Origin of the sequence: Bradyrhizobium sp. USDA 4541, assembly GCF_024171085.1 — a bacterium.
GTDB classification, from domain to species: Bacteria; Pseudomonadota; Alphaproteobacteria; order Rhizobiales; family Xanthobacteraceae; genus Bradyrhizobium; species Bradyrhizobium australafricanum.
Map to the genome: position 1 here is coordinate 2,502,402 of NZ_JALJZF010000001.1, position 22,084 is coordinate 2,524,485.

Consider the following 22,084-nt stretch of genomic DNA (forward strand, 5'->3'; position numbering starts at 1 on the left):
TCGTCCGCCCGTTGCGCACAATTTTCCTAAAATTGTCGGGTTCCCGTTGGTGCGCATTTAAGTCGCTTGCGTCACCTTACTTCGGAAAATTGGCAAGCGTCTCAGGAGAGCACATGAGGCACAGCCGTTTATTCATTGCATCGTCATACCGGCCATTGGGTATTACTCGCCGGCACCAACATCAGACCAGCTTGGTTCGACAATTCGTTCGAGACCAGTCGGGCAGCTATGTGATCATTTCAGCGCTGCTCATGCCGGTCCTGGTCGGCACGGCAGGGCTGGGTACCGAAGTGGGATGGTGGTACTACAAACATAAGAACATGCAGAGTGCCGCCGACTCCGGCGCGGTGAGCGCCGCAACGGCGGCAAGTGCAGGCGCCGACCTTTTGTCCGAAGCCAATGCGGTCACGGCAAACTACGGTTACGCGAACGGGGCGAACAACGTCACGGTCAGGGTGAATCAACCGCCGAAGACCGGCAGTCAGACGTCGAACCTGCAGGCGGTCGAAGTCATCGTGAGCCAACCGCAACAGCGGTTGCTGTCAGCCTTGTTCGGCTCGGCCCCGGTGCCGGTCACCGCGCGCGCGGTCGCGCTGCCGAATTCCGGGACGGGCTGCGTGCTTGCGCTCAACGCCAGCGCCAGTCCCGCGGTCAACGTGAGCGGCGGCAACCAGCTCAACCTGATCAAGTGCAACCTTTACAGCAACTCGGGTGCAAGCCCATCGCTCAACGTGGCCGGCAGCGCGACGGTCGCCGCCAATCAGGTCGGCGTCGTCGGCGACGTCTCCGGCACCAGCAACATCACGGCCACCAACGGCGTCAAGACGCATGTGAAGCCAATGGCTGACCCGTATGCGAACGTCTCTCCGCCGTCGAAGCCGAGCTGCACGAACGCCAAGATTACGGTCAATTCCAACGGAAAGACGAACTCCCTCAGCCCCGGCTGCTACTCGGGCAGTATTACGGTGAACGCCGGCGCAACGCTGAACCTCGATCCAGGCATCTATTACCTGGACGGCTCGAACTTGAGCGTCGCGGGCAACGCCACCATCACGGGCAGCGGCGTGACCCTGGTCTTTACGGGCTCGGGAAGCAAGTGGGGCACGGCTTCGATCGGCAGCAACGCGATCGTCGATCTGACGGCGCCGACCTCCGGCTCCACGAAGGGCATCGTCATGTATGGCGACCGCAACATGCCGGCCGGGACTACCTTTAATCTCACGGGTGGTGCCACCCAGAACTTCGGCGGCGCCATCTACCTGCCGAAGGCCGACCTCAGCTTCGGCGGTGGCAACGGCACAAGCACATCATGCACCAAGATCATCGCGGACACGCTGACGTTCAGCGGCACGTCGAACCTTCAGGTCAATTGTTCGGCGCTCGGCACCGCGACGATAGGCACGCAAACCGCGCAACTCATCGAGTGAGGTTGGCCCCGATGCAAATCCAGAGATCCTCATCCAACAGCCGTGGTCGATTGGTTTTCTCTCTGACGCGGCTTGTGCGCACCGCCGTTCACGACAGGGGCGGCGTCGCGGCCATCGAATTCGGGATCATGATCCCGTTGCTGTCCCTGATGGTCGTCTCGGTAACCGACATCGGACTCGCGCTCTATCGCAAGATGCAGGTCGAGAATGCCGCGCAGGCGGGAGCGCAATACGCCATCGTGCGCGGCTTTGACGAGACTGGCGTCACCAGCGCCGTAACAGCCGCCACGAATTCCACAGCCATCAATGCTTCGCCCAAGCCGTACCAGTTTTGCGGGTGCCCGACCAGTTCGGGGGTCAGCACCGTCAGTTGCGGTGCGGTCTGCCCCAGCGGCGCGCAGGCCGGAACATATGCCATGGTTTCGGCGCAAGGGACCTACTACACGCTGATCAATTATCAGATTGTGGCGGCCACCTACACCTATAGCGCCCAGTCCACTGCGAGGCTGCAGTGAAACTCACACCGCTATGGCGGGACAATCGAGGGGCCTCCGCGCTGGAATTCGCCCTGACCGCTCCCGTGTTCTTCCTGTTCATATTTGGCATCATCGAATTCGGACTGCTGTTCTGGACTCAGCTCGGGCTGCAGCACGGCTCCGAAATGGCGGCGCGTTGCGCGACCGTCAACAGCACGCTCTGTCCAAGCGGCAGCGCCATCACGAATTACGCCGCGCAGCAGGCGTTCGGCCTCACGCTCCCGGCGCAGACATTCACCTATTCCACGTCAGCCTGCGGCAACGTGGTCAGCGCGAGTTATGCATTTCAATTTGCGCAATTTCTCAATCTGTCCCCGGTGACGCTGACCGCCCGGGCATGCTTTCCGAGTTGAGCTCGTAACCCTAGTGTCCCGAATCCGAAGTTCGCATCATTTGCCGCACCTTCGGAGCGAACTTCGGATTCGATAAAGACACTAGCAAATTTATGATTCTAGTGTGCTTTATGAATGCGAAGTTCGTGAAAGTGGCTGCCGCGAAATCGCACGAACTTCGCATTCAGCACACTAGCCGGCCTTCCGCGCCGCCAGCGCGTCCGCGACTGCGGTGCGGATATCGGCCACCGAGAACGGTTTCGTCACCACGTCATGCACGATCGCCTCGAGGCCGGAGGCGCGTTCGCGCTGATGGGCGAAGCCGGTCATCAGCAGGATCTTCAGCGCAGGGAAGTCGCGCGCCGCGGTCAGCGCCAGCGCGATGCCATCCATCACGGGCATCTGGATGTCGGTGAGCAGAAGGTCGAACGCGCCTTCGTCGCGCGTCAGCACCTCCAGCGCCTCGGCGCCGTCCTGCGCGGTCACGGTTTCGTGGCCGTCCATGGCGATGGCGCGCGCCACCAGCGAGCGCATTGAGTCTTCGTCGTCGGCGATCAGAACACGCGTCATGGTGATTGGTCGGTTCCCGATGGAGTTGGCCGGCGGCTCACGCGCGGCCGCCGGTGAGATCACGCTTGTTGAAGAAGCGTACGTCGATATTGCGGCCTTCGGGCGGCGGCGAGGCGAGGCGCGACTTGAAGAAGGCCCGCTCGCCGGGATTGAGCACCGGCTGCTCCAGCACGGCGTTCCAGGCATAGATTTCGGCGCCCTGGGCGTCGCGGACCGAGAAGCGCAGCCGCGGCAATTCGACCGGCTTCCTGGTCTGGCCGACGATCATGCCCTCGATCACCAGCACCGGCTTGCCGTCCACGGTCTCGTTGGTGATCTTGAGATCCTTGAAGGCGAGCCCGCGCAGATTCACGTCGAGCCCGGCCATCTTGTAGAACAGCGCGGTCTGCGGCAGCAGCCGCACCACGTCGTTGCGCCAGACGAACAGCGCGATGATCAGCGCGGCCATGGCGCCGCAGGTGGTCGGCAGGGCGCCGATCACCGGCATGAACGGAATTCGGGGCAGGGCGGGCAGGCGGAACAGGCGGGGAAGCCGGGGCAGGCGGAAGCGGCCCCTGGTTCCCGCGTCCCCGGCATGGGCCACTGCATCCGCCTCGGCCAGCGCCGGCCATTCCGTGTCGGCGTCGCTGCCCTCGGTGGGCAAATCGGCCGAAATCGAGGGGCTCTCGACCATCGGGGTCGCGTCAGCCTCCTCCCGGCCCACGGCCTCCCATTCGGCGGCGAGGTCGGATCCGGCGGACTGATAGGCCAGAGTGGGCGCGGTCGCCCCGATGGCGTCCTCCGGCCGGGCCAGCCAGACCTCCCGGCAGCGGGAACAACGGACGGTACGTCCGGCCTCGCCAAGGGTGGCCGGATTGATGGCGTAGGATGTTGTACAATGCGGGCAGACAATATGCATGGAGGCCGAATCTCCACCGTGTGGATGCCCGGATGCTACTTAGCGACCGTTAACGAATCGGAAACCATAACCGAAGCACAAGCTTTCTGTGCGGTTCGCGGGCGCTCGGCCGGGGTTCGGGCCGTCTTCGCCGTCGGTGTAGGGTATTGGGCCATCGGCCCTCTCGAACGGAGCTAGCGCATTGGTTCGGTTCGAAAATGTCGGTCTGCGCTACGGGCTCGGCCCGGAGATTTTGCGCGACCTCTCGTTCATGATCCCGGCGCACTCGTTCCAGTTCCTGACCGGGCCGTCGGGCGCGGGCAAGACCTCGCTGCTGCGGCTGTTGTTCCTGTCGTTGCGGCCGACCCGCGGGCTGGTCAATCTGTTCGGCAAGGACGTCTCGCTGCTGAGCAAGGATCAGGTCGCCGACCTGCGCAAGCGGATCGGCATCGTGCTGCAGGATTTTCGCCTGCTCGATCACATGACCACCTATGAGAACGTCGCGCTGCCGTTCCGCGTGATGGGCCGCGAGGAATCGAGCTATCGCCGCGAGGTGATCGATCTCTTGAAATGGGTTGGCCTCGGCGAGCGCATGGACGCGCTGCCGCCGATCCTGTCGGGCGGCGAGAAGCAGCGCGCCGCGATCGCGCGCGCGGTGATCTCGCGGCCGCAACTGCTGTTGGCGGACGAGCCGACCGGCAGCGTCGATCCGACGCTCGGGCGCCGCCTGCTGCGGCTGTTCATCGAGCTCAACAAATCCGGCACCGCGGTCATCATCGCGACCCACGACATCACGCTGATGGATCAATACGAAGCGAGGCGGCTGGTGCTGCATCAGGGACGGCTGCACATCTATGAATAGGAGCGGCGACGAGAAAGTGTCGTTGGTCGATCTCGGGCGCGAACGCCCGCAGGTCCCGGCCACTGCGCGCAACATGTCGCCGATCGTGCCGCGGGCGTCGATTTCGGGCCGTGCACTGGTCGCGGTCGTCGCGATCATGACCTTCCTCGCCTCGCTGACGACAGGCACCGTGCTGCTGGTCAGCGCGTCAGCCGCCGAATGGCAGTCGGAAGTATCGAGCGAGATCACCATCCAGGTGCGCCCCTCGCCGGGCCGTGACCTCGATCGCGACGCGCAGGCCGCGGTGGACGCTATGCGGGCGCAGCCCGGCATTCTCGAGGTCCGTCCGTTCAGCAGGGAGGAATCCGCCAAGCTGCTGGAGCCGTGGCTCGGCAGCGGGCTCTCGATCGACGAACTGCCGGTGCCGCGCGTCATCGTGGCGCGGGTGCAGCCCGGCACCACGCTCGATCTCGCCGGCTTACGCGCGCGGGTGACGCAGGCGGCGCCGACCGCAAGCGTCGACGATCACCGCGCCTGGATCGAGCGCATGCGCTCGATGACCGGCGCCACGACGTTCGCCGGCGTCGGCATCCTCATCCTCGTGATCATCGCAACCATCATCTCGGTGTCGTTCGCGACCCGCGGCGCGATGGCCGCCAACCGCCCGATCGTCGAGGTGCTGCATTTTGTCGGCGCCGGCGACAGCTTCATCGCCAACCGCTTCCTGCGGCATTTCCTTCGGCTCGGCCTCGAAGGCGGGCTGATCGGTGGCGGTGCGGCGATGCTGGCGTTCGGCTTCTCCGAGTCGATCGCCAACTGGTTCTCCGGCACGCCGGTCGGCGACCAGTTCGCGGCCCTGCTCGGCACGTTCTCGCTGCGTCCGTCGGGCTATCTGGTGCTGGCGATGCAGGCGGTGCTGATCGCGGCGATCACCGCGTGGGCATCGCGGCGCACCCTGTTTGCCACGCTCGACGACATCGACTGACGGCGCTGCGAAACTCGAAATCATGGCGCCGCCTCGTGATCGCATTTCGTCGCCCAGGTGTGATTTCGCGCGCGTGCACGCGGCACTGGTCCCGGGGAAAACCGGTTTCCACTTTTCCGGATCATGCTTTAAAATCGCCCGGGGGGAAGGATAACCGCATCACATGAGTTTGCAGTCCGACGATACGTCGCCGAATGGCTTTGCCGCGCGCCCGCGCGGCTGGCTGCGCGCCGTTATCGTCGCGCCGCTGGCGCTTGCCTTCGTCGCCGCGGCGGTCGGCTTTGTCGGCTTCCTCTCGCAATTGCGCGGCGTCGAGACCGACCCGCCGCAAAATGCCGACGGCATCGTGGTGCTGACCGGCGGCTCGTCGCGGGTGTCCGACGCCATGGAACTGTTGGCCGCCGGCTACGGCAAGCGTTTGCTGATCTCGGGCGTACATCCGACCAACGACGCCAGCGACATTTCTCGCTCGGTGCCGGACAGCAAGGGGCTGATGAGCTGCTGCGTCGATCTCGACCGCTCGGCGCTGAACACCCGCAGCAACGCGGCGGAGACGCGGCGCTGGGCGCGCGAGCGCGGCTTCAAGTCGCTGATCGTGGTGACCTCGAACTACCACATGCCGCGGGCGATCGTGGAACTGTCACATGCGATGCCCGACGTCACGCTGATCCCGTTCGCGGTGGTCGGCGACAAATGGCGCGACGAGCCGTGGTGGACGAGCGGCGCGACGTTCCGTCTCTTGCTATCGGAATACGCCAAATATGTCGCCGCCGAGATGCGGGTGCGGCTGGCCGGTCTCGGCCTCGACCTGACCTCCGATCTCGCCGAGCCGGCTGCCGCGCCGCGCCGCCCGGCGACGGCGCAGGCGAATTGATGTATCAGGCACCGTCATTCCGGGGCGATGCGCGGCATCGAACCCCAATTCGTAATTGCGAATTGTGGAATCTCGAGATTCCGGGTCTGGTGCTGACGCACCATCCCGGAATGACGGTGTAAAGGATAGTGTTGAGAGAATGACTTCAATCTTCCTGCGCTCGCTGATCTTCAACGTGCTGTTCTATCTCGTGCTGGTGGTGCTCTGCATCATCGCGCTGCCGGCGCTGCTGTTGCCGCGGGGGGCGTTGATGGCGCTCGAAGTCGCGTGGGCCAACACCAGCCTGTTCCTGATGCGCGTGATCTGCAACATCAGGATCGAGTTTCGCGGGATCGAGAAGATACCGAGCGGGCCGCTGGTCGTCGCCTCGAAGCACCAGTCGTTCTGGGAGACGTTCGCGCTGGTGCGCTTCTTCGAGCATCCGCTGTTCATCCTGAAGCGCGAGCTGATGATGATCCCGGTGTTCGGCTGGTACCTCAAGAAGGTCGGCATGATCTCGGTCGAGCGCGGCGGCGGCCCGCGCTCGCTGATCAAGACGCTGAAGCGCGCGGCGGCCGAGGTGAAGCTCGGCCGGCAGCTTGTGATCTTTCCCGAGGGCACCCGTACCGCACCAGGGGCGCCGCCGAACTACAAGGCCGGCGTCGCGCAGATCTATGCCGAGAGCGGCGTGCCGTGCCTGCCGATCGCGCTCAATTCCGGGCTGTTCTGGCCGCGCCGCACCTTCATGCGCTATCCGGGGACGCTGGTGGTCGAATTCCTCGATCCGCTGCCGCCGGGATTGCCGCGCGATGAGTTCATGGCTCGCTTGCGCGACCAGATCGAAACCGCCACCACCCGCATCGTCGAGGCCGGCCGCGCCGAGCAGGCGAAATTGTTCGGCGGTGTGCCGAACGCGGCGAAAGGGTAGGGCGCAGCACAAGCCCTGGTGCGGTTGCTGCCGGGAATTTCGTGCGCGCGGTTTCGTCGGTCCCTTCAGAAATCGTCATGCCCGGGCTTGTCCCGGGCATCCACGTTTTTGGTTCGGCCTGAAGCAAGACGGTGGATGGCCGGGCACAGGCAAGCCGAAGCGATGCCGTCCTTCGGGCGGCTGCCCGGCTCATGACGATGCGGAGAGTTACCGTATCGCGAAAGGCGTCGCCATCACTGACCGGCCGCCGCGTCGGTGTTGAAGGTCTCGCCTTGCGGCACCCAACTCTTGCCGTCGAACGTCGCGATCTGCATCTGCGTGAACGGCGCATAGCGGTCCGGCCGCGTCGAGATAGCGATGCCGGGCAGCAGCAACGGCGCAACCACCTTGTTGAGGTTGGTTGCCTGCTTCAGCAAATTCTCGCGCGTCAGATCATCGCCGCACATCTCGATGACCTTCACCGTCATATAGGCCGAGATGTAGCCGGTGACGTTGCTGCCGTCGGCGATGTCGCCTTGCGGATACCACTTCGCCAGGAATTCCTTGAACTCCTTCACGTCGGCGGCGTTCTCCCAGGTGGGATCGGTCGGCGTCTTGAACGCCAGCGCGGTCAATAATCCCTTCGAAGCTTCGATGCCGGCCGGCTCCATGACGCCCTTGATCGATGAGGAGACGCTGACCACGTAGTTCAGCGGTTTCCATCCGAGCTCGTAGACCTTGCGTATCGCCTGCGCGCCGAACTTGGGCGTCGCCATCGTGAACAGCGTGTCGGCGCCGGAGGCTTTCAGGGAGACGATCTGCGAATCGACCGTCGGATCGGAAACCTCGTAGGTCACTTCCTTCACGATCATCGTCTTCGCCTTGTCGCCGAGGCCATCCTTCAGCCCCAATCCTTTCCGGCATCATCGTTCTGGGAGAACACGCCGAGCTTCGCGTCGGGCTTGTTCTTCAACAGATATTTGGCGAAGATCATGCCCTCCATCTGGTAGGGCGGATAAAGCTGGGTGGTCCACGGGAAGTTCTTCGGGTCGTCCCATTTTGCCGCGCCCGTCGAAATGAAGATCTGCGGGACCTTCTTCTGGTTCAGATACTTCTGGATCGCTGAATTGGTCGGCGTGCCGATGGTGCCTATGATCGCCAGCACCTCGTCCTGTTCGACGAGGCGTCGCGTCTGCTCCACGGTCTTCGGCGGCGAATAGGCGTCGTCCAGTGAAATCAGCTTGATCTTTCGGCCGTTCACGCCGCCCTTCGCGTTGATCATCGCGTAGTAGGCCTCTTCGAGACGCCCCTGGGTGCCGTAGGCGGACGCCGGGCCGCTATAGGGCATGGTCTGGCCGATCTTCACCTCGGTATCGGTGACACCGGGGCCGTATTTCTTGTCGGCGAGGGCAGGTTGGGCGGTGGCGAGCATCAGCGCGCAGAACACTGCGCGTGAGTAACGAAACGTCATGGCGAATCTCCCCAAGTATCGGCCACGCTCTTCGGCGTGTGCCGTGGGGCTGATGATCGCTGCTCCACCCTGCACGTCAAGTGCGACAGCTCGGCGCGCGGGTGCCGTCGTACCGCTGTGCGTCCGGGAGCGGTGAAGCAAGCGATGTCAGTGCGGAAAACTCACCGCATCACGAACGGATTGGCCGGCACGTCCGTCGCGGTCGAGATCCAGACGCTCTTGGTCTCCTGATATTCGCGGACCGCGTCGATGCCGCTTTCGCGGCCGACGCCGGAGTGCTTCATGCCGCCGAACGGCATCATGTAGCTGATGGCCCGGTAGGTGTTCACCCACACGGTGCCCGCGCGCAGTTGCTTCGGCACGCGGATGGCGCGCGCGAGATCCTTGGTCCAGATGCCGGCGGCGAGGCCGTAGATCGTGTCGTTGGCGATCCGGATGGCGTCCTCCTCGGTGTCGAAAGAGATGATCGACAGCACCGGTCCGAACACCTCCTCGCGCGCGATCCGCATGGTGTTGTCGACGTCGGTGAAGATGGTCGGTTCGACGAACTGGCCGCCCTTGATGCCGTCGCCGGTGGCCGGCTTGCCGCCGAGCAGGCAGCGCGCGCCCTCGGCCTTGGCGATGTCGATATAGTCGAGCACCTTCTTGTACTGCGCCGGCGTCGTGATCGGGCCGACATTGGTGTCGGACTGCATGGGATCGCCGATCTTGGCGGACTTTGCCAGCTCCAGCACCCGCGCGACGAATTTTTCCTTGATCGAGCTCTGCACCAGAAGGCGCGATCCCGCGATGCAGGTCTGCCCCGTGGCAGCGAAGATGCCGGAGATCGCGCCGGCCGCGGCGGCGGTGAGGTCGGCGTCCTCGAACACGATGTTGGGCGACTTGCCGCCGAGCTCGAGCGAGACGCGCTTCAGGCTCTTGGCTGCGGTCTCGTAGACCTTTGCGCCGGTCGTATCGGATCCCGTGAAGGTGATCTTGGCGACGCCGGGATGGGCGATCAGCGCGGAGCCCGCCTCGGGACCGAAGCCGGTCACCACGTTGAAGATGCCGTCGGGAATTCCGGCTTCCTTGGTCAGCGCGGCGAATTCCAGCGTGCTGGCCGAGGTGAATTCCGACGGTTTGACGACCACGGCGCAACCAGCGGCGAGCGCGGCGGCGCACTTCCAGGCGACGAACAGCAGCGGCGAATTCCAGGCGGTCAGCGCCGCGACCACCCCGACCGGCTCATGGGTCGTGTAGGCAAAGGTCTCCGCCTTGTCGATCGGCACCAGGCCGCCCTCGAGCTTGTCGACGAGCCCGCCGAAATACCACCACCACTCCGGATGGTAGCGCAACTGGCCGAGCATCTCGGCCATCAGCTTGCCGTTGTCGCGCACCTCGATCTCGGCAAGGCGCTCGGCATTGGCCGCGACGAGGTCGCCGAGCTTGCGCATCACCTTGCCGCGTGCGGAGGCCGTCATCTTCGCCCAGGGGCCGCGCCACATCGCCTCATTGGCTGATTTCACCGCCTTGTCGGCGTCGGCGGCCGTGCCGCGCGGAATCTTCGCCCAGGCCTCGCCGCGATAGGGATCGATGCTGTCGAACCATTCGCCATTGGCGGGGTCGACATACTGGCCGTTGATGTAGAGCTGATAGGTTTTCATGACATCCTCCCGCAAGGCGATGGTTCTGGTTGGCGGAACGCTATCACGCATTGCGCGACGCCGTCATAACGCAGTCGCGTGAGCCGGGTTGCAGCCGAGGCGGGCCGCTATCGGCCATGCGGCGCGGCAAGCTCGGCCGCGATGATCGCGCCGAGCGCCATGTCGCTCTGTTGTCCGAAGCCATGATGCACGACGTTGCCGTCGCGGCCGATGAGGATGCTGGTCGGCGTTCCCTGCATGCCGTAGCGCTGCATGGTGACCGGGATCGGCGTGCCTTCGCCGGCCTCGTCGACGCCGATCGGGAAGGTCAGCCGGTACTCGTGGATGAAGGCTTCCAGCGACACCTCCGTCATCGCCGCGTGGTGCTCGAATACGGTGTGCAGCCCGATCACCTGCAGGTCCGAATGCTTGAACAGCTCGAACGCGCGCTGGGTCTGCGGCGTGCCGTGCGCGACGCAGCCGGGGCACAGCATCTGGAACGCGTGCAGCAGCACCGGCCGGCCGCGCAGCCCAGCCAGGGTCAGCGGCTCGCTGGTGTTGAACCAGCGCGACGCGGCGATATCAGGTGCGAGAGTCACAGATCGGTTCCTTGCGTCCGCTCACGGCGCAAGGTTGGCAACATCGATACCGGTCTGTCAACGACCGGCGGCGCTTGATGCCGCGGCCCGGCGTGCGCGGCGCGCGGCGCGGCGGCGCTGGGTCCAGAGCCTGGCACGGTCGAGATAGAGATAGACCACCGGCGTCGTGTAGAGCGTCAGGATCTGGCTCAGGATCAGGCCGCCGAAGATCGCGATGCCGAGCGGCTGACGCAGTTCGCTGCCTTCGCCGAGGCCGATCATCAGCGGCACCGCGCCGAACAAGGCAGCCAGCGTCGTCATCATGATCGGCCGGAAGCGCATCAGGCAGGCCTCGTAGATCGCATCGCGCGACGACAGCCCGCGCTGGCGCTCGGCATCGAGAGCGAAGTCGATCATCATGATGGCGTTCTTCTTCACGATGCCGACCAAGAGGATCACCCCGATCATGCCGATGATGTCGAAATCGGTGTGCGACAGCATCAAGGCCGCCACCGCGCCGACGCCTGCCGAGGGCAAAGTGGAGAGGATGGTCAGCGGGTGGATGTAGCTCTCGTAGAGCATGCCGAGCGAGATGTAGATCGTCGCCAGCGCGGCGAGGATCAGGAACAGCTCGTTCGCCAGCGCCTGCTGGAAGATTTTCGCGGAGCCCGCAAACCCGCCGGAAATGCCCGCGGGCATGCCGAGCGCGTGCATCGCGTTCTCGATCGTGGTGGTCGCTGTGCTCAGCGAGACGCCCGGCGGCAGGTTGAACGAGATGGTACTCGAGACCAGGAGATCCTGGTGGTTGACGGAAAGCGGCGTCTCGCCGTGCTCGAAGCTTGCGACGCTCGACAGCGGGATCATGGTCTCCGCGCTGGTGGAGACCGCGGTACCGGTCGATGCGACGCCCTTTCCGGTGGCGCCGATCGAATTGGTGGCCTGGTTGCGCACCACATTGGCGGCGACCGCGCTGACCGAGCTTTTTTGCGAGGACGAGGCCACCGTGCCGGCCACGGCATTGGTGCTCTGCGTGCCGCTCGCCGAGCCGCCCGAGGTCGAGATATAGACCTCCTTGAGGGTCTGCGGGTCCTGCGAGAAACGCGGCGCGACCTCCATGATGACATGATACTGGTTGCGCGCGACGAAAATGGTCGAGACTTGGCGCTGCCCGAACGCGTCATAGAGCGTGTTGTCGAGCTGGCTGACGGTGATCCCGAGCCGGGAGGCGGCGTCGCGATCGATGATCAGATTGGCTTGCAGCGCCTTGTTCTGCTGGTCGCTGTTGACGTCGGCGAGCGTCGGCTCCTTCTGCAATGCCGCGACGAGCTTCGGCGTCCACTCGTTCAGCTCCTCGAAGGTCGAGCCCTTCAGCGTGTACTGATACGCCGCATTGCCCGAGCGTCCGCCGGCGCCGAGGTCGCCGATCGATTGCAGGAACAGCGTGGCGCCCGCGACGCTTGCCAACGGCTCGCGCAGCCGCTCGATCACCTTGTCGGCGCGCAGCCGGCGCTCGTCCATCGGCTTCAGCGAGGCGAACACGGTGCCGGTGTTGGTGCCGCCGGGACCCACGCCGCCGCCGCCGGTGAAGCCGACCGCGGTGTCGACCGCCGGATCCGACTTCACGATGTCGATGAACTGGGTCAGCTTCTGCTGCATCAGCTGGAACGAGGTGCTCTGGTCGGCCTGGATCGAGCCGACCAGCAATCCGGTGTCCTGCTGCGGCACGAAGCCCTTGGGCACCACCTTGTAGAGATGGAAGTTCAAATAGAGCGTCGAGCAGAGGATCAGCATCACCAGGAGCGGATGGCGCAGCGCGAGGCCGAGCGTCGCGCGGTAGCCGTTCAGCATCAGCTCGAAGATGCGTTCGCTGATCCGGTAGATCCGGCCGTGCGGCCGGCCCTCCTCCTTGCGCAGCAGTACCGCGCACATCATCGGCGTCGTGGTCAGCGAGACCACCAGCGAGATCACGATCGCGATCGTGATGGTCATGGCGAATTCGCGGAACAGGCGGCCAACCAGGCCGCCCATCAGCAGGATCGGCACGAACACCGCGATCAGCGACACGCTCATCGACAGCACCGTGAAGCCGACCTCGCGGGTGCCGACCAGCGTGGCCTCGAGCCGCGACAGCCCGGCGTCCATGTGCCGGGTGATGTTCTCCAGCACCACGATGGCGTCGTCGACCACGAAGCCGGTCGCCACCGTCAGCGCCATCAGCGAGAAGATGTCGAGCGTGTAGCCGAGTAGATACATCACGGCGAACGTCGCGATCAATGACACGCCGACCGCCACCACCGGGACCAGCGTGGCCCGGGCATTGCGCAGGAAGGCGAACACCACAAGGATCACCAGCGCCACCGCGATCAACAGCGTGATCTCGACGTCGTGCAGCGAGGCCCGGATTGTCTTCGAGCGGTCCATCGCGAGGGTGATGTCAACCGCAGGCGAGACCGAGGCCTTCAGCTGCGGCATCAGCCCTTTCACGGTGTCGACCATCTTGATGATGTTGGCGCCCGGCTGCCGGTACACGATCATCACGACGGCCGGCTTGCCGTTGGAAAGGCCGAGCGTGCGCACATTCTCGACGGAATCGATCACGTCGCCGACATCGGTCAGGCGCACCGCCGCGCCGTTGCGGTAGGCGACGACCAGCGGCCTGTAGTCGGCCGCCTTGCGGGCCTGGTCGTTGGCGTAGATCTGGTAGCGCTGGTTGCCGACGTCGATGCCGCCCTTCGGGCTGTGCGCATTGGCGCTCGAGAGCGCGGCGCGGACGTCCTCGAGCCCGATGCCGTATTTGTACAGCGCCGGCGGGATCAGCTCGACGCGCACCGCCGGCAGCGAGCCGCCGCCGACCGAGACTTCGCCGACGCCCTCGACCTGCGACAACTTCTGCGCCAGCACGGTCGAGGCGGCGTCATAGAGCTCGGCCGGCGTCAGCGTGTCCGAGGTCAAGGTGTAGATCAGGATCGGCGCCGAGGCCGGGTTGAACTTGCGGTAGGTCGGGTTGGCGCGCAGGTTGGTCGGCAGGTCCGCCCGCGCCGCGTTGATCGCCGCCTGCACGTCGCGCGCAGCGCCGTTGATGTCGCGGTCGATATCGAACTGCAGCGTGATGCGGGCAGAGCCGAGCGAGGACACCGACGTCATTTCGGTGACGCTGGCGATCTGGCCGAGGTGGCGCTCGAGCGGGCTTGCCACCGTGGAGGCGACGTCGGCCGGGCTGGCGCCGGGCAGGGTCGCCTGCACCATGATGGTCGGGATGTCGACGTCGGGCAGCGGCGACACCGGCAGCTTGAAGAACGCAATGATGCCCGCCACCACCAGTCCAAGCGACAGCAGCGTGGTGCCGACCGGCCGTCGGACAAAGGGGGCGGAGAGGTTCATCGAATTTGCGAGCGCTGTTTGCGGATCAGCTTCTATCCGTCCGCGCCGGGATGCAAAAGCCTAAATGTCACAGGGCGGCGCCATACCGCCGCCGCGATTTGCCGGATGCACCGCGGCGCACGCCGAAAAACGAGGATCTGGCAAAACCCGTTTACAAAGGCTGATCGATGATGGTGGCGAAGCGCAGTCGCAAGCACTGCGCAAAGGCCAAATGAAGAAGCTCAAGGCATTCCGCAAGTCGCCGGATAGTCCGCTCGGCGAGGTCGTTAAACGACGGTTGGCCAAGCGAACTAAGTAGAGCCTCGCGACGCAGCCTTACGCATCCCGGGCATCCTGCAGCGGGTGACGCGCCGCGTGGGCATCATGCAGCATCGTCGCTAGCTGGTGCAGCTGCGTGTCGCGAAAGCCCTGCTTCTCGATCGAGGCCACTGTCGAGAGCACATAGTCGCGGTTGTTGCCGGAGCGGCCATGGCCCTGCAGCACCAGGCGCTGCTGCTCGGCGAGCGACAGCCGCCCGGCATATTGCACATGACCGCGATCGACCACATAGGCCAGCGCGCTGACGCGCTCGCGCGCCGCATTCTCCAGCCACACCGAGCGCATCACCTCGCGATAGACGTTGGTGGTCTGCTCGCGTCCGCGCAAATAGGCGATGGTGTCGTGGCGCAGGCGGGCGGCGACGCGGAATGCGATGCCGCGGCAGGCGCCGCCGCGGTCGAGCCCGAGCACCAGGCCCGGCTTCTCCGGCGTGCCGCGGTGGTCGAACGAATAGACGCAGAGCGCGCGATGCTCGCCGATCAGCCGCGCCGGCACCTGTTCCAGGAACTCGAAGCCCGGCTTCCACATCAGTGAGCCATAGCCGAACACCCAGAGGTCGCCGTCGGTTTCGGAATGGGGAGGATTTGCTGACATCGCGCTGATGGGCTAGCAGAACGGGCCGTCGAAGCGAAGCGGATTCCGTGATGTTTCCAAGGCTTGCTGAAGGCTCGCTCAAGGGTTGCTCGGGGCTTGTTCAAGGCCCGCGGCCGCTTAGATTTTGACAAATTCGCCCGCCAAAGGACCTGCATGTCGGATCAGACCTCCGCCCCCCGCCGCCGCTCGCGCTTCGGCCTTTATGCCGTCCCCGTCGCGGTCCTGATCGCCGCGGTCGCATGGAGCGGCTTCTGGTTCTTCGCCGCCTCGCAGGTCGGCGTGCAGGCCGATGCCTGGCGCGCGCAGGAGGCGAAGGCCGGCCGGGTCTATGATTGCGGCGACCGTTCGGTGGCGGGCTACCCGTTCCGGTTCGAGGTCCGCTGCACCGATCCGAGCGTGATGCTGGTCTCGCAGACCGCCGCGCCGCAGATGGCGTTCGTGGCGCGGCTCGCCGAGATCCTGGTCGTGGCGCAGGTCTACGATCCCAAGCTCGTGATCGCCGAATTCAAGGGCCCGGCCACGATCGCCGAGCGCGGCGCGCAGCCGACGCTGTCGGTGAGCTGGAGCAAGGCACGCAGCAGCGTGGTCGGCCTGCCGGCGCCGCCGCAGCGCGCCTCGCTGGTGTTCGACGATCTCGCCATCGACCGCACCGGCGGCGCGGCGCCGGCGCCGCTGGCGCGGGTCAATCACATCGAGCTGCACGGCAGGCAGGTCGACGGCTCGGCGCCGGACAGTCCGGCGATCGAGGCCGTGCTGCAGATTGCCGGCGGCACCTTGCAGGAGGTGCATCCGCTGCTCGCCCAGCCGTTCAACGCCGACATCCATGCGCGGCTCAATGGCCTGAAGGATTTCTCGCCGAAACCCTGGCCCGATCGCTTCCGCGAGATCCAGGCCGCCGGCGGCAGCGTCGAGATCCAGCAGTCGCGGATCGAGCAGGGCGATGTGCTGTCGGTCGCGGCCGGCACGCTGCGCCTCAACGCGCAGGGTCGCATCGAGGGCGAATTGCAGATGACGGTCGCCGGCCTCGAGCGCGTCATCCCCGCGCTCGGCATCGACAAGATGCTGGAGGAGGGCGTGCCGCAGGCAACGCTTGATCGCGTCGCGCCCGGCGTGAAGAGCCAGGACCTCAGCAATCTCTTTGGCGCGCTGGATCGCGCCATCCCCGGCCTCGGCAAGGTGATCAAGCAGAACGCCAATGCCGGCATTTCCGCCGGCGTCAATTCGCTCGGCACCGAGGCTACCCTCGAAGGCAAGAAGGCGCGCAGCTTCCCGCTGCGCTTCGCCGACGGCGCGGTGTTCTTGGGGCCGCTGAAAGTCGCGCAGATTCCGCCGCTGTTCTGAGCGGATGGACGCTGCGGAAACATCCGTCATTGCGAGGAGCGATAGCGACGAAGCAATCCATGGCTCCGCATATGCCGCGCGATGGATTGCTTCGCTTCGCTCGCAATGACAGAGCTTACCGGTAAGGCCGCTCACTATCTCCTCGCGCGCTATCGTCGATTACCGCGATCTATTCCCGCCGCCGCGATGAGAAAAACGTGACCGGAATAATGCGCCCCGGCGCGAATATCACTCCCCGAGTACCGCTCTCTCGCCTGAGGAAGCAACCTCGTGTGGAGGAGAAGCGATGCGAATTCTCGGGGGAATTCTGCTCGGCAGCATGCTGCTGTCGGCAGGTCCGTCGTTGGCGGAGGACGATGCGTCCGAGCTGCGTGCGCTGAAGGCACGGCTCAAGCAGCTCGAGCAGAAAATGGAGACGCAGGCGCGCAAGGAGGAGGCGCTGGCCGCAAGACAGAACGCAATTCAGAACGCGCAGATGACGGCGAAGGCGCCGGTGCCGTTCGATCCCTGCGCATCGGGCAAGCTCTGCTACAAGGGCGTCACCTTCACCTTCGGCGGCTGGGTCGATCTCACCGGCATCTATCGCAGCCGCAACCTCGCCTCCGATTCGGGCTCGGTCTACAACTTCATCCCGTTCCCGCAGAGCAAGAACTACAACACCGGCGAGTCGCGCTTCACCGCGCGCCAGACCCGCTTCTCGGTGCTCGCCGAAGCCAACGCCACGGAGAACATCCACGTCGCCGGCTATGGCGAGCTCGATTTCGAGGGCGCGGCGCAGACCGCCAATTCGGTCGCGACCAATTCGTTCAATCCGCGGCTGCGGCAGGCCAGCATCGAGATCGACCGCAGCGATCTCGGCCTGCATGTCCTCGCCGGCCAATCATGGTCGCTGAACACGCCGAGCAAGGCCGGCATCGATCCGCGAGGCGCCGATACGCCGGGCGTGATCGATTTCGAGCTGGTGCCGGGCTTTCTCGGCGCGCGCCAACCCGGCGTCCGGGTCTGGCAGGATATCGGGCCGGAGTTCAAGCTCGCGGTCTCGGCGGAGAATCCGCAGACATCCTTTTTCGGCGGCAACAACCCGCTGGTCGGCACGCCGGCGGTTGGCCCGCAGGGCGTGCTCAATCCGAATCTGCTGGTCAATCTCACCGGTCCGGGCGGCAGCTTCTTCAACAGCCTGAACAATGTCAGCCTCAACCACGTTCCGGATTTCACCGTGAAGGGCGCGTGGGATCCGCGGCTCGGGCCCTACAAGCTGCATGTCGAGGCGTGGGCGCTCTACCGCGACTTCTATGATCGCTTCAACTTCGCCAATCACGACGTCAACACGGTCAGCTTCGGCGGCCACCTCTCGGCCGAGATCGTGCCGAAGCTGCTCGAGGTGCAGGCCTCCGCCTCCTACGGTGCGCTGGGCCGCTTCACCGCAACGCCATTCCCGGATGCAACCGTGCGCCAGGACGGCTCGATCCAGCCGCTGCCGATCACGGCTTTCCTGGTCGGCTCGGTCTGGCACACGACGCCGTCGCTCGATCTCTACGCCTATGCCGGGCTCGAACAGACCAAGGCGACCTTCTCCAATGTCGGCACGGTGCCGTTCGGCTACGGCAATCCGCTCTACAACAACCTCGGCTGCAACATCGAGAACTCGCCGGCCGCGACCTGCAACGGCAACACTTCGGAGGTGAGGCAGTACACCGCGGGCTTCTACGACACGATCTTCAAGGGCTCCTACGGCACCATCAAGGCCGGCGCGCAATATTCCTACACCCAGCGCTTCGCCTTCCAGGGTGTCGGCGGCGCGCCGAAGACCGACGACCACATCGTCATGACCCAGATCCGCTACTACCCGTTCTAGGGCGTGACGATGTCATTTCGAGCCGAGCTACGAACTCTGGTTACCTCGCCCCGCGCGCGGGGAGAGGTCGGAGCGCATCGTTAGATGCGCCCCGGGTGAGGGGGAGCCTCCGCAAACGTTGCTATCACCATCCATGCGGAGACGGCCCCTCACCCCAACCCTCCAAGAGCACGCTTCGCTTGTCTCGACCCCGTAAGAACGGGGAGAGGGAGTGCACCACCGGCAAAGGAACACCGCACATGAGGATCGTGACCAGACCGAAGCAGAGGGCCGTGATCGCGCGCGAACTGATGATGGTCAGCCGCGCCGCGCATGTGCTGCAGCGAACTGGCCTCGCGATGGCCGGTGCCATGGCCGGCACCTTCGTCGCCGCCCAGCTCGCCAAGGGCCATGTCGCTGTCTTCGGCACGCTCGGCTTCATCGCGACGACGATCGTGATCGGTGCAGTCGGCTTCTATCTCGGCATCGATGTTCCCAAGCCGGTGATGCGCGGCACGGGTCGCATCGATGCCGTCGAGCTGATGAGCGCGGGCGGCATCTTCCTTGCCGCGCTGGCTGCGCTGGTGTCGGTCTACGGCATCGTGTTCGACGAGATTCCGCCGCGCGCCTGGGAGTTCGTGATCGGCACCTGGTGGTTCGGCGGCGGCATCATGCTGGCGACCGCCGGTCTCGTCGGCCGTCAGCGGCTGGCGAACGCCGCCGCGATGTCGACGCGGCCGATCCGGGATCAACGGCTGCGGCGGTGAGCACGGTCGCAGACCTGCGGCCCGCTGCGCCAATCTGTCCCGTAGCTGCGATCGGCCGATGCGATACCCTCACCAAAAAATCGGGGAGGGACTTCATGCCAGCGAAATTCACCCGCCGTCACGTCATCGCTGCCGGAACCGCGGCCGCTGCGATGCCCTTCCTGCCGCGCGGCGCCTCGGCGCAAGCCGCCTGGCCCTCGCGGCAAATCCGCATGATCTGCAGCTACCCCGCCGGCGGGCAGACCGATCTCCTGGCACGCGCCTTCGGCGAATTCATCGCAAGGCAAGTCGGGCAAACCGTCGTCATCGAGAACAAGGCGGGCGCCTCGGGCTCGATCGGCGCCGCCGAGGTGGCGCGCGCCGCGCCTGACGGTCACACCATCCTGTGCTCGATCTCGACCACTTACGTGATGAACCGCGCGATGATGAAGAACCCCGGCTACGACATGGACAAGGATCTGACGCTGGTCAGCGTGATCCCGGGCGCCGGGCTGCTGCTGGTCGCGAGCCCGAAATTGGGCGTCAAGACACTGGCGGAATTCGTCGCCTATGCGCGCAGCAGCGGCAAGGTGAATTTCGGCACCTATAGCGCGGGCTCCGCGCCGCACATGACGATCAACGAGCTCAACAAGCAGTATGGCCTCACCATCGAGCCGATCCACTATCGCGGCGAAGCACCGATGTGGACCGGGCTCGCGGAAGGTACGCTCGATGTCGCGATGGGCAGCTACACCGCCGCGCAAACCGTCCTGCAAAGCGGTCGCGGCGTCGTTTTTGGGGTGCATTCGAAGAAGGTCGACGCGATCCCCGAGATCAGGACGCTGCCCGAGCAGGGCGCGACGTCGAAGTTCTTCACCGTGAGCGGTTCTCGGGCTGGGCACTGCCGAAGGCGACGCCGCAGCCGATCGTCGATCGGCTGTCGGAGATTTGCGTCGCCGCCAATAACGATCCGAAGGTGAAGGAGGTGCTCGCGACCTTCGTGCTGGAGCCCGCGATCGGCTTCAAGGACAGCAATGCGCTGTATCAGCGTGAATTGCCGGTCTGGATGGAGGCCGCGCAGTCACTCGGCCTGCCGCCGGCTTGAAGCGATCCGGAACTGAAGGATGGCTGCATCGACGGTCACCATTCGTCGTAGAACCACTCCCTCGGGATACGAGGCCGCGCTCTTGCGTATGGCGGGATAGACGTCCGCTCGGGCTTGCGCGCGGCCGGCGCCGGCTGCGTCGGAGCCGGTGACGCCTTCGGCTCGGAAACCTTCGCGAGCGCTCGTTTCATTTCTTCTTGGCTCGCCTTGAGTTCCTCAATGGCTTTGGAGCTCTCGCGGGCCATCTGTTGCTGGTTCGCCTTTAGTTGCTCGATATTTCGCTCAACATTTGCGAGGTCGCGTGCGATCGTTTGCAGCAGCTGCGTCTGATCGGGAAGGGCTGTGTTGGCCGTCGGCGCGGCGTCCTGCGGTGGTGCGGTCTGAGGCAACGGCGTCGCTTGGGGCGGAGCGGCGTCTGCCGCGGCGACCTGAACGGCAGGTGGAGCGGGCTGCGCCGGAGGCTGCGGATCATCCGGCGGCAATGCTGGAGTTGAAACGAGCTGCGGCGCCCAACGGGCGACAAGCAGCTTGGCTTCCCCGCCATATGACGACTGCAAAGCCAGGGCAGCGACCACGATACATGCTGCCACCGACAAGGCGGTGAGGGCGCGGAATACCGGTCTTCCGGGCCGCGATTGCGAGGCAAGTCCGGAAGAAGCAGGGCTGGGCCCGGAAGAAACGGGGTTGGGTCCGACCGAGGGCGGGTTTGGCTTTGCCGACGGGTGGGACGCGGCATCGCGCTCCATTCTTGCGAGCTGTTCACTCAAGCGCGTGAGTTCTTCATCGGCGCGCGCAATCTGCTTTTGGGCTTCCGCGAGTCGTTCGTCGGCGCGCGCGCTCGGGCTATCGTTCGATCCAACTGGGTTCGGAGTGGGCGTGGAGTTCATTGACGTTTCCCTTTCCGTCCAATGTCACCCAAGAGTGCCGACTCGGCTATCCGTCAGGGGCGATCAGCCTCCAGCACTCCCTTCAGTCTTGTCTAAAGAATGGCCGGATGATAGCGCGCCCGAGGTCTCGTGATAATGGGGCGGGATATTGGCCCGGGCTAGCCGAAGATCGGGTCCGCTCGGGTCAAAAGCCGACATCATTCTGCGCCGCTTGGGGCAATGCAAACGGCCCTGGCCAGCGTAGTCTCAGGCGTCCCGCTGGACCAACTCGAAGGTGATGCCCTCCGGGCCCTCGAACAGCCGGAGCTTCCGGCTGATGTAGTCCATCACCTCGCTCAGCATGGTGACACCGTTGGCCACCAGGTGCGCGGTGGCCGCCTCGATGTCGTCGACGCGGAAGGCGAGGTGATTGAAGCCCAGCTTTCGCAGATTGGTCGGGTGCATCCCCGGATCGGTCCCCGGGAGCGGGTCGAACTGAAGCAGCTGGATTTCGAAATCCGCTCCTTCGAGTGCGAGGGTGATGTGCTGCGCTCTCATGGCCGGCATGCCCATGTACCGGGCGGGAACGCCGCCGTCGATGGTCGCGACGTGAGTCTTCTTGAAGCCGAGCAGCGCGAAGAATTCGATCGCCGGGCCGGCATCTGCCACTGCGATAGTCACATGATCCGGACTGAGTATCATCTGATCGCTCCCTGTCATCAGCGACGCGCCGGCTTTCCTGCTGGAGGCTATCAGCTCGCTCCGTCCGCCGGTAGGCGGGTCGGCCCTGCGGCGACACAATCCGACGGGCAACTCCAATTGTAGGATGGGTAGAGCGAAGCGAAACCCATCGATTTAAGCCCGCGGCGCCAATGATGGGTTTCGCTGCATCGTTGCGCG

The 22,084-nt window shown here is 65.0% G+C and carries 19 protein-coding genes and 2 pseudogenes; 12 read left to right on the top strand and 9 right to left on the bottom strand.

Going from position 1 to position 22,084, the window contains the following annotated elements; all coding sequences use genetic code 11:
- Nucleotides 1-191: 191 nt before the first annotated feature.
- The 3 genes from J2R80_RS11640 to J2R80_RS11650 all read left to right on the top strand — a co-directional run bounded on the left by J2R80_RS11640 (nt 192) and on the right by J2R80_RS11650 (nt 2,316).
- Nucleotides 192-1,427 (top strand): pilus assembly protein TadG-related protein, encoded by a 1,236-nt coding sequence (locus tag J2R80_RS11640; protein WP_229191842.1) that lies wholly within the window; start codon nt 192-194, stop codon nt 1,425-1,427.
- A gap of 74 nt (nt 1,428-1,501) precedes the next feature.
- Entirely contained in the window at nt 1,502-1,942 is a 441-nt protein-coding gene (locus tag J2R80_RS11645; protein ID WP_141340959.1) for a TadE/TadG family type IV pilus assembly protein, read from the top strand.
- Nucleotides 1,939-2,316, top strand: coding sequence for a TadE/TadG family type IV pilus assembly protein (locus J2R80_RS11650; RefSeq protein ID WP_244558795.1), 378 nt, complete (start codon nt 1,939-1,941; stop codon nt 2,314-2,316). Before J2R80_RS11645 ends, J2R80_RS11650 begins: the two co-directional genes overlap by 4 nt.
- A 171-nt stretch (nt 2,317-2,487) precedes the next feature.
- On the opposite strand, the gene J2R80_RS11655 is transcribed toward J2R80_RS11650, so the two are convergent.
- Together J2R80_RS11655 and J2R80_RS11660 are read right to left on the bottom strand one after the other, a co-directional pair.
- Nucleotides 2,488-2,865, bottom strand: coding sequence for a response regulator (locus J2R80_RS11655; protein WP_016845302.1), 378 nt, complete (start codon nt 2,863-2,865; stop codon nt 2,488-2,490).
- Nucleotides 2,866-2,902: 37 nt separating this feature from the next.
- Complete coding sequence (locus tag J2R80_RS11660; RefSeq protein ID WP_076827438.1) at nt 2,903-3,763, bottom strand: MJ0042-type zinc finger domain-containing protein; 861 nt, start codon at nt 3,761-3,763, stop codon at nt 2,903-2,905.
- A 181-nt stretch (nt 3,764-3,944) separates the two neighbouring features.
- On the opposite strand from J2R80_RS11660, the gene ftsE reads away from it, so the two are divergent.
- The 4 genes from ftsE (at nt 3,945) to J2R80_RS11680 (ending at nt 7,349) form a co-directional block, all read left to right on the top strand.
- Nucleotides 3,945-4,604 carry a cell division ATP-binding protein FtsE gene (ftsE, locus tag J2R80_RS11665; RefSeq protein WP_016845305.1) on the top strand — a complete coding sequence of 220 codons (660 nt, stop codon included), beginning with the start codon at nt 3,945-3,947 and terminating at the stop codon, nt 4,602-4,604.
- Nucleotides 4,597-5,568 (top strand): ABC transporter permease, encoded by a 972-nt coding sequence (locus tag J2R80_RS11670; protein ID WP_057017877.1) that lies wholly within the window; start codon nt 4,597-4,599, stop codon nt 5,566-5,568. Before ftsE ends, J2R80_RS11670 begins: the two co-directional genes overlap by 8 nt.
- 163 nt (nt 5,569-5,731) lie before the next feature.
- Nucleotides 5,732-6,442: a YdcF family protein gene (locus J2R80_RS11675; RefSeq protein ID WP_076827440.1), complete on the top strand. Its 711-nt coding sequence runs from the start codon at nt 5,732-5,734 to the stop codon at nt 6,440-6,442.
- 139 nt (nt 6,443-6,581) lie between these two features.
- On the top strand, nt 6,582-7,349 hold the full coding sequence (locus J2R80_RS11680; protein ID WP_057017876.1) for a 1-acyl-sn-glycerol-3-phosphate acyltransferase: 768 nt from the start codon (nt 6,582-6,584) through the stop codon (nt 7,347-7,349).
- Nucleotides 7,350-7,582: 233 nt separating this feature from the next.
- Here J2R80_RS11680 and J2R80_RS11685 read toward each other — a convergent pair.
- From J2R80_RS11685 to J2R80_RS11700, 4 genes and pseudogenes are all read right to left on the bottom strand, one after another.
- Nucleotides 7,583-8,799, bottom strand: a pseudogene (locus J2R80_RS11685) (ABC transporter substrate-binding protein).
- Nucleotides 8,800-8,960: 161 nt separating this feature from the next.
- Entirely contained in the window at nt 8,961-10,442 is a 1,482-nt protein-coding gene (locus J2R80_RS11690; protein ID WP_057017874.1) for an aldehyde dehydrogenase, read from the bottom strand.
- A 107-nt stretch (nt 10,443-10,549) separates the two neighbouring features.
- Complete coding sequence (locus tag J2R80_RS11695; RefSeq protein ID WP_076827442.1) at nt 10,550-11,020, bottom strand: peroxiredoxin; 471 nt, start codon at nt 11,018-11,020, stop codon at nt 10,550-10,552.
- 57 nt (nt 11,021-11,077) lie between these two features.
- Nucleotides 11,078-14,380 carry an efflux RND transporter permease subunit gene (locus tag J2R80_RS11700; RefSeq protein WP_076827444.1) on the bottom strand — a complete coding sequence of 1,101 codons (3,303 nt, stop codon included), beginning with the start codon at nt 14,378-14,380 and terminating at the stop codon, nt 11,078-11,080.
- 64 nt (nt 14,381-14,444) lie between these two features.
- On the opposite strand from J2R80_RS11700, the gene J2R80_RS11705 reads away from it, so the two are divergent.
- Nucleotides 14,445-14,678, top strand: a complete 234-nt coding sequence (locus tag J2R80_RS11705) for a hypothetical protein (RefSeq protein WP_141340958.1) — start codon at nt 14,445-14,447, stop codon at nt 14,676-14,678.
- A 17-nt stretch (nt 14,679-14,695) separates the two neighbouring features.
- On the opposite strand, the gene J2R80_RS11710 is transcribed toward J2R80_RS11705, so the two are convergent.
- On the bottom strand, nt 14,696-15,292 hold the full coding sequence (locus J2R80_RS11710; RefSeq protein WP_057017872.1) for a gamma-glutamylcyclotransferase: 597 nt from the start codon (nt 15,290-15,292) through the stop codon (nt 14,696-14,698).
- Nucleotides 15,293-15,445: 153 nt separating this feature from the next.
- On the opposite strand from J2R80_RS11710, the gene J2R80_RS11715 reads away from it, so the two are divergent.
- The 4 genes and pseudogenes from J2R80_RS11715 (at nt 15,446) to J2R80_RS11730 (ending at nt 20,318) form a co-directional block, all read left to right on the top strand.
- Complete coding sequence (locus tag J2R80_RS11715) at nt 15,446-16,633, top strand: DUF2125 domain-containing protein (protein ID WP_076827446.1); 1,188 nt, start codon at nt 15,446-15,448, stop codon at nt 16,631-16,633.
- A gap of 286 nt (nt 16,634-16,919) precedes the next feature.
- Nucleotides 16,920-18,488: a hypothetical protein gene (locus tag J2R80_RS11720; RefSeq protein WP_244558796.1), complete on the top strand. Its 1,569-nt coding sequence runs from the start codon at nt 16,920-16,922 to the stop codon at nt 18,486-18,488.
- A 239-nt stretch (nt 18,489-18,727) separates the two neighbouring features.
- Nucleotides 18,728-19,234, top strand: coding sequence for a hypothetical protein (locus J2R80_RS11725; protein ID WP_076827451.1), 507 nt, complete (start codon nt 18,728-18,730; stop codon nt 19,232-19,234).
- Between the two features lie 95 nt (nt 19,235-19,329).
- Nucleotides 19,330-20,318, top strand: a pseudogene (locus J2R80_RS11730) (Bug family tripartite tricarboxylate transporter substrate binding protein).
- Nucleotides 20,319-20,353: 35 nt separating this feature from the next.
- On the opposite strand, the gene J2R80_RS11735 reads toward J2R80_RS11730, so the two are convergent.
- Together J2R80_RS11735 and J2R80_RS11740 are read right to left on the bottom strand one after the other, a co-directional pair.
- Nucleotides 20,354-21,205, bottom strand: a complete 852-nt coding sequence (locus J2R80_RS11735) for a hypothetical protein (protein WP_141340956.1) — start codon at nt 21,203-21,205, stop codon at nt 20,354-20,356.
- A 246-nt stretch (nt 21,206-21,451) separates the two neighbouring features.
- Nucleotides 21,452-21,886 (bottom strand): VOC family protein, encoded by a 435-nt coding sequence (locus J2R80_RS11740; protein WP_076827454.1) that lies wholly within the window; start codon nt 21,884-21,886, stop codon nt 21,452-21,454.
- Nucleotides 21,887-22,084: the final 198 nt, after the last annotated feature.

Bases quoted from the DNA above. Each gene is read 5' to 3' on its own strand.
- J2R80_RS11655 (WP_016845302.1), bottom strand. From the start codon at position 2,865: ATGACGCGTGTTCTGATCGCCGACGACGAAGACTCAATGCGCTCGCTG.
- J2R80_RS11660 (WP_076827438.1), bottom strand. From the start codon at position 3,763: ATGCATATTGTCTGCCCGCATTGTACAACATCCTACGCCATCAATCCG.
- J2R80_RS11670 (WP_057017877.1), top strand. From the start codon at position 4,597: ATGAATAGGAGCGGCGACGAGAAAGTGTCGTTGGTCGATCTCGGGCGC.
- J2R80_RS11675 (WP_076827440.1), top strand. From the start codon at position 5,732: ATGAGTTTGCAGTCCGACGATACGTCGCCGAATGGCTTTGCCGCGCGC.
- J2R80_RS11680 (WP_057017876.1), top strand. From the start codon at position 6,582: ATGACTTCAATCTTCCTGCGCTCGCTGATCTTCAACGTGCTGTTCTAT.
- J2R80_RS11690 (WP_057017874.1), bottom strand. From the start codon at position 10,442: ATGAAAACCTATCAGCTCTACATCAACGGCCAGTATGTCGACCCCGCC.
- J2R80_RS11700 (WP_076827444.1), bottom strand. From the start codon at position 14,380: ATGAACCTCTCCGCCCCCTTTGTCCGACGGCCGGTCGGCACCACGCTG.
- J2R80_RS11705 (WP_141340958.1), top strand. From the start codon at position 14,445: ATGTCACAGGGCGGCGCCATACCGCCGCCGCGATTTGCCGGATGCACC.
- J2R80_RS11710 (WP_057017872.1), bottom strand. From the start codon at position 15,292: ATGTCAGCAAATCCTCCCCATTCCGAAACCGACGGCGACCTCTGGGTG.
- J2R80_RS11715 (WP_076827446.1), top strand. From the start codon at position 15,446: ATGTCGGATCAGACCTCCGCCCCCCGCCGCCGCTCGCGCTTCGGCCTT.
- J2R80_RS11720 (WP_244558796.1), top strand. From the start codon at position 16,920: ATGCGAATTCTCGGGGGAATTCTGCTCGGCAGCATGCTGCTGTCGGCA.
- J2R80_RS11725 (WP_076827451.1), top strand. From the start codon at position 18,728: ATGAGGATCGTGACCAGACCGAAGCAGAGGGCCGTGATCGCGCGCGAA.
- J2R80_RS11735 (WP_141340956.1), bottom strand. From the start codon at position 21,205: ATGAACTCCACGCCCACTCCGAACCCAGTTGGATCGAACGATAGCCCG.
- J2R80_RS11740 (WP_076827454.1), bottom strand. From the start codon at position 21,886: ATGATACTCAGTCCGGATCATGTGACTATCGCAGTGGCAGATGCCGGC.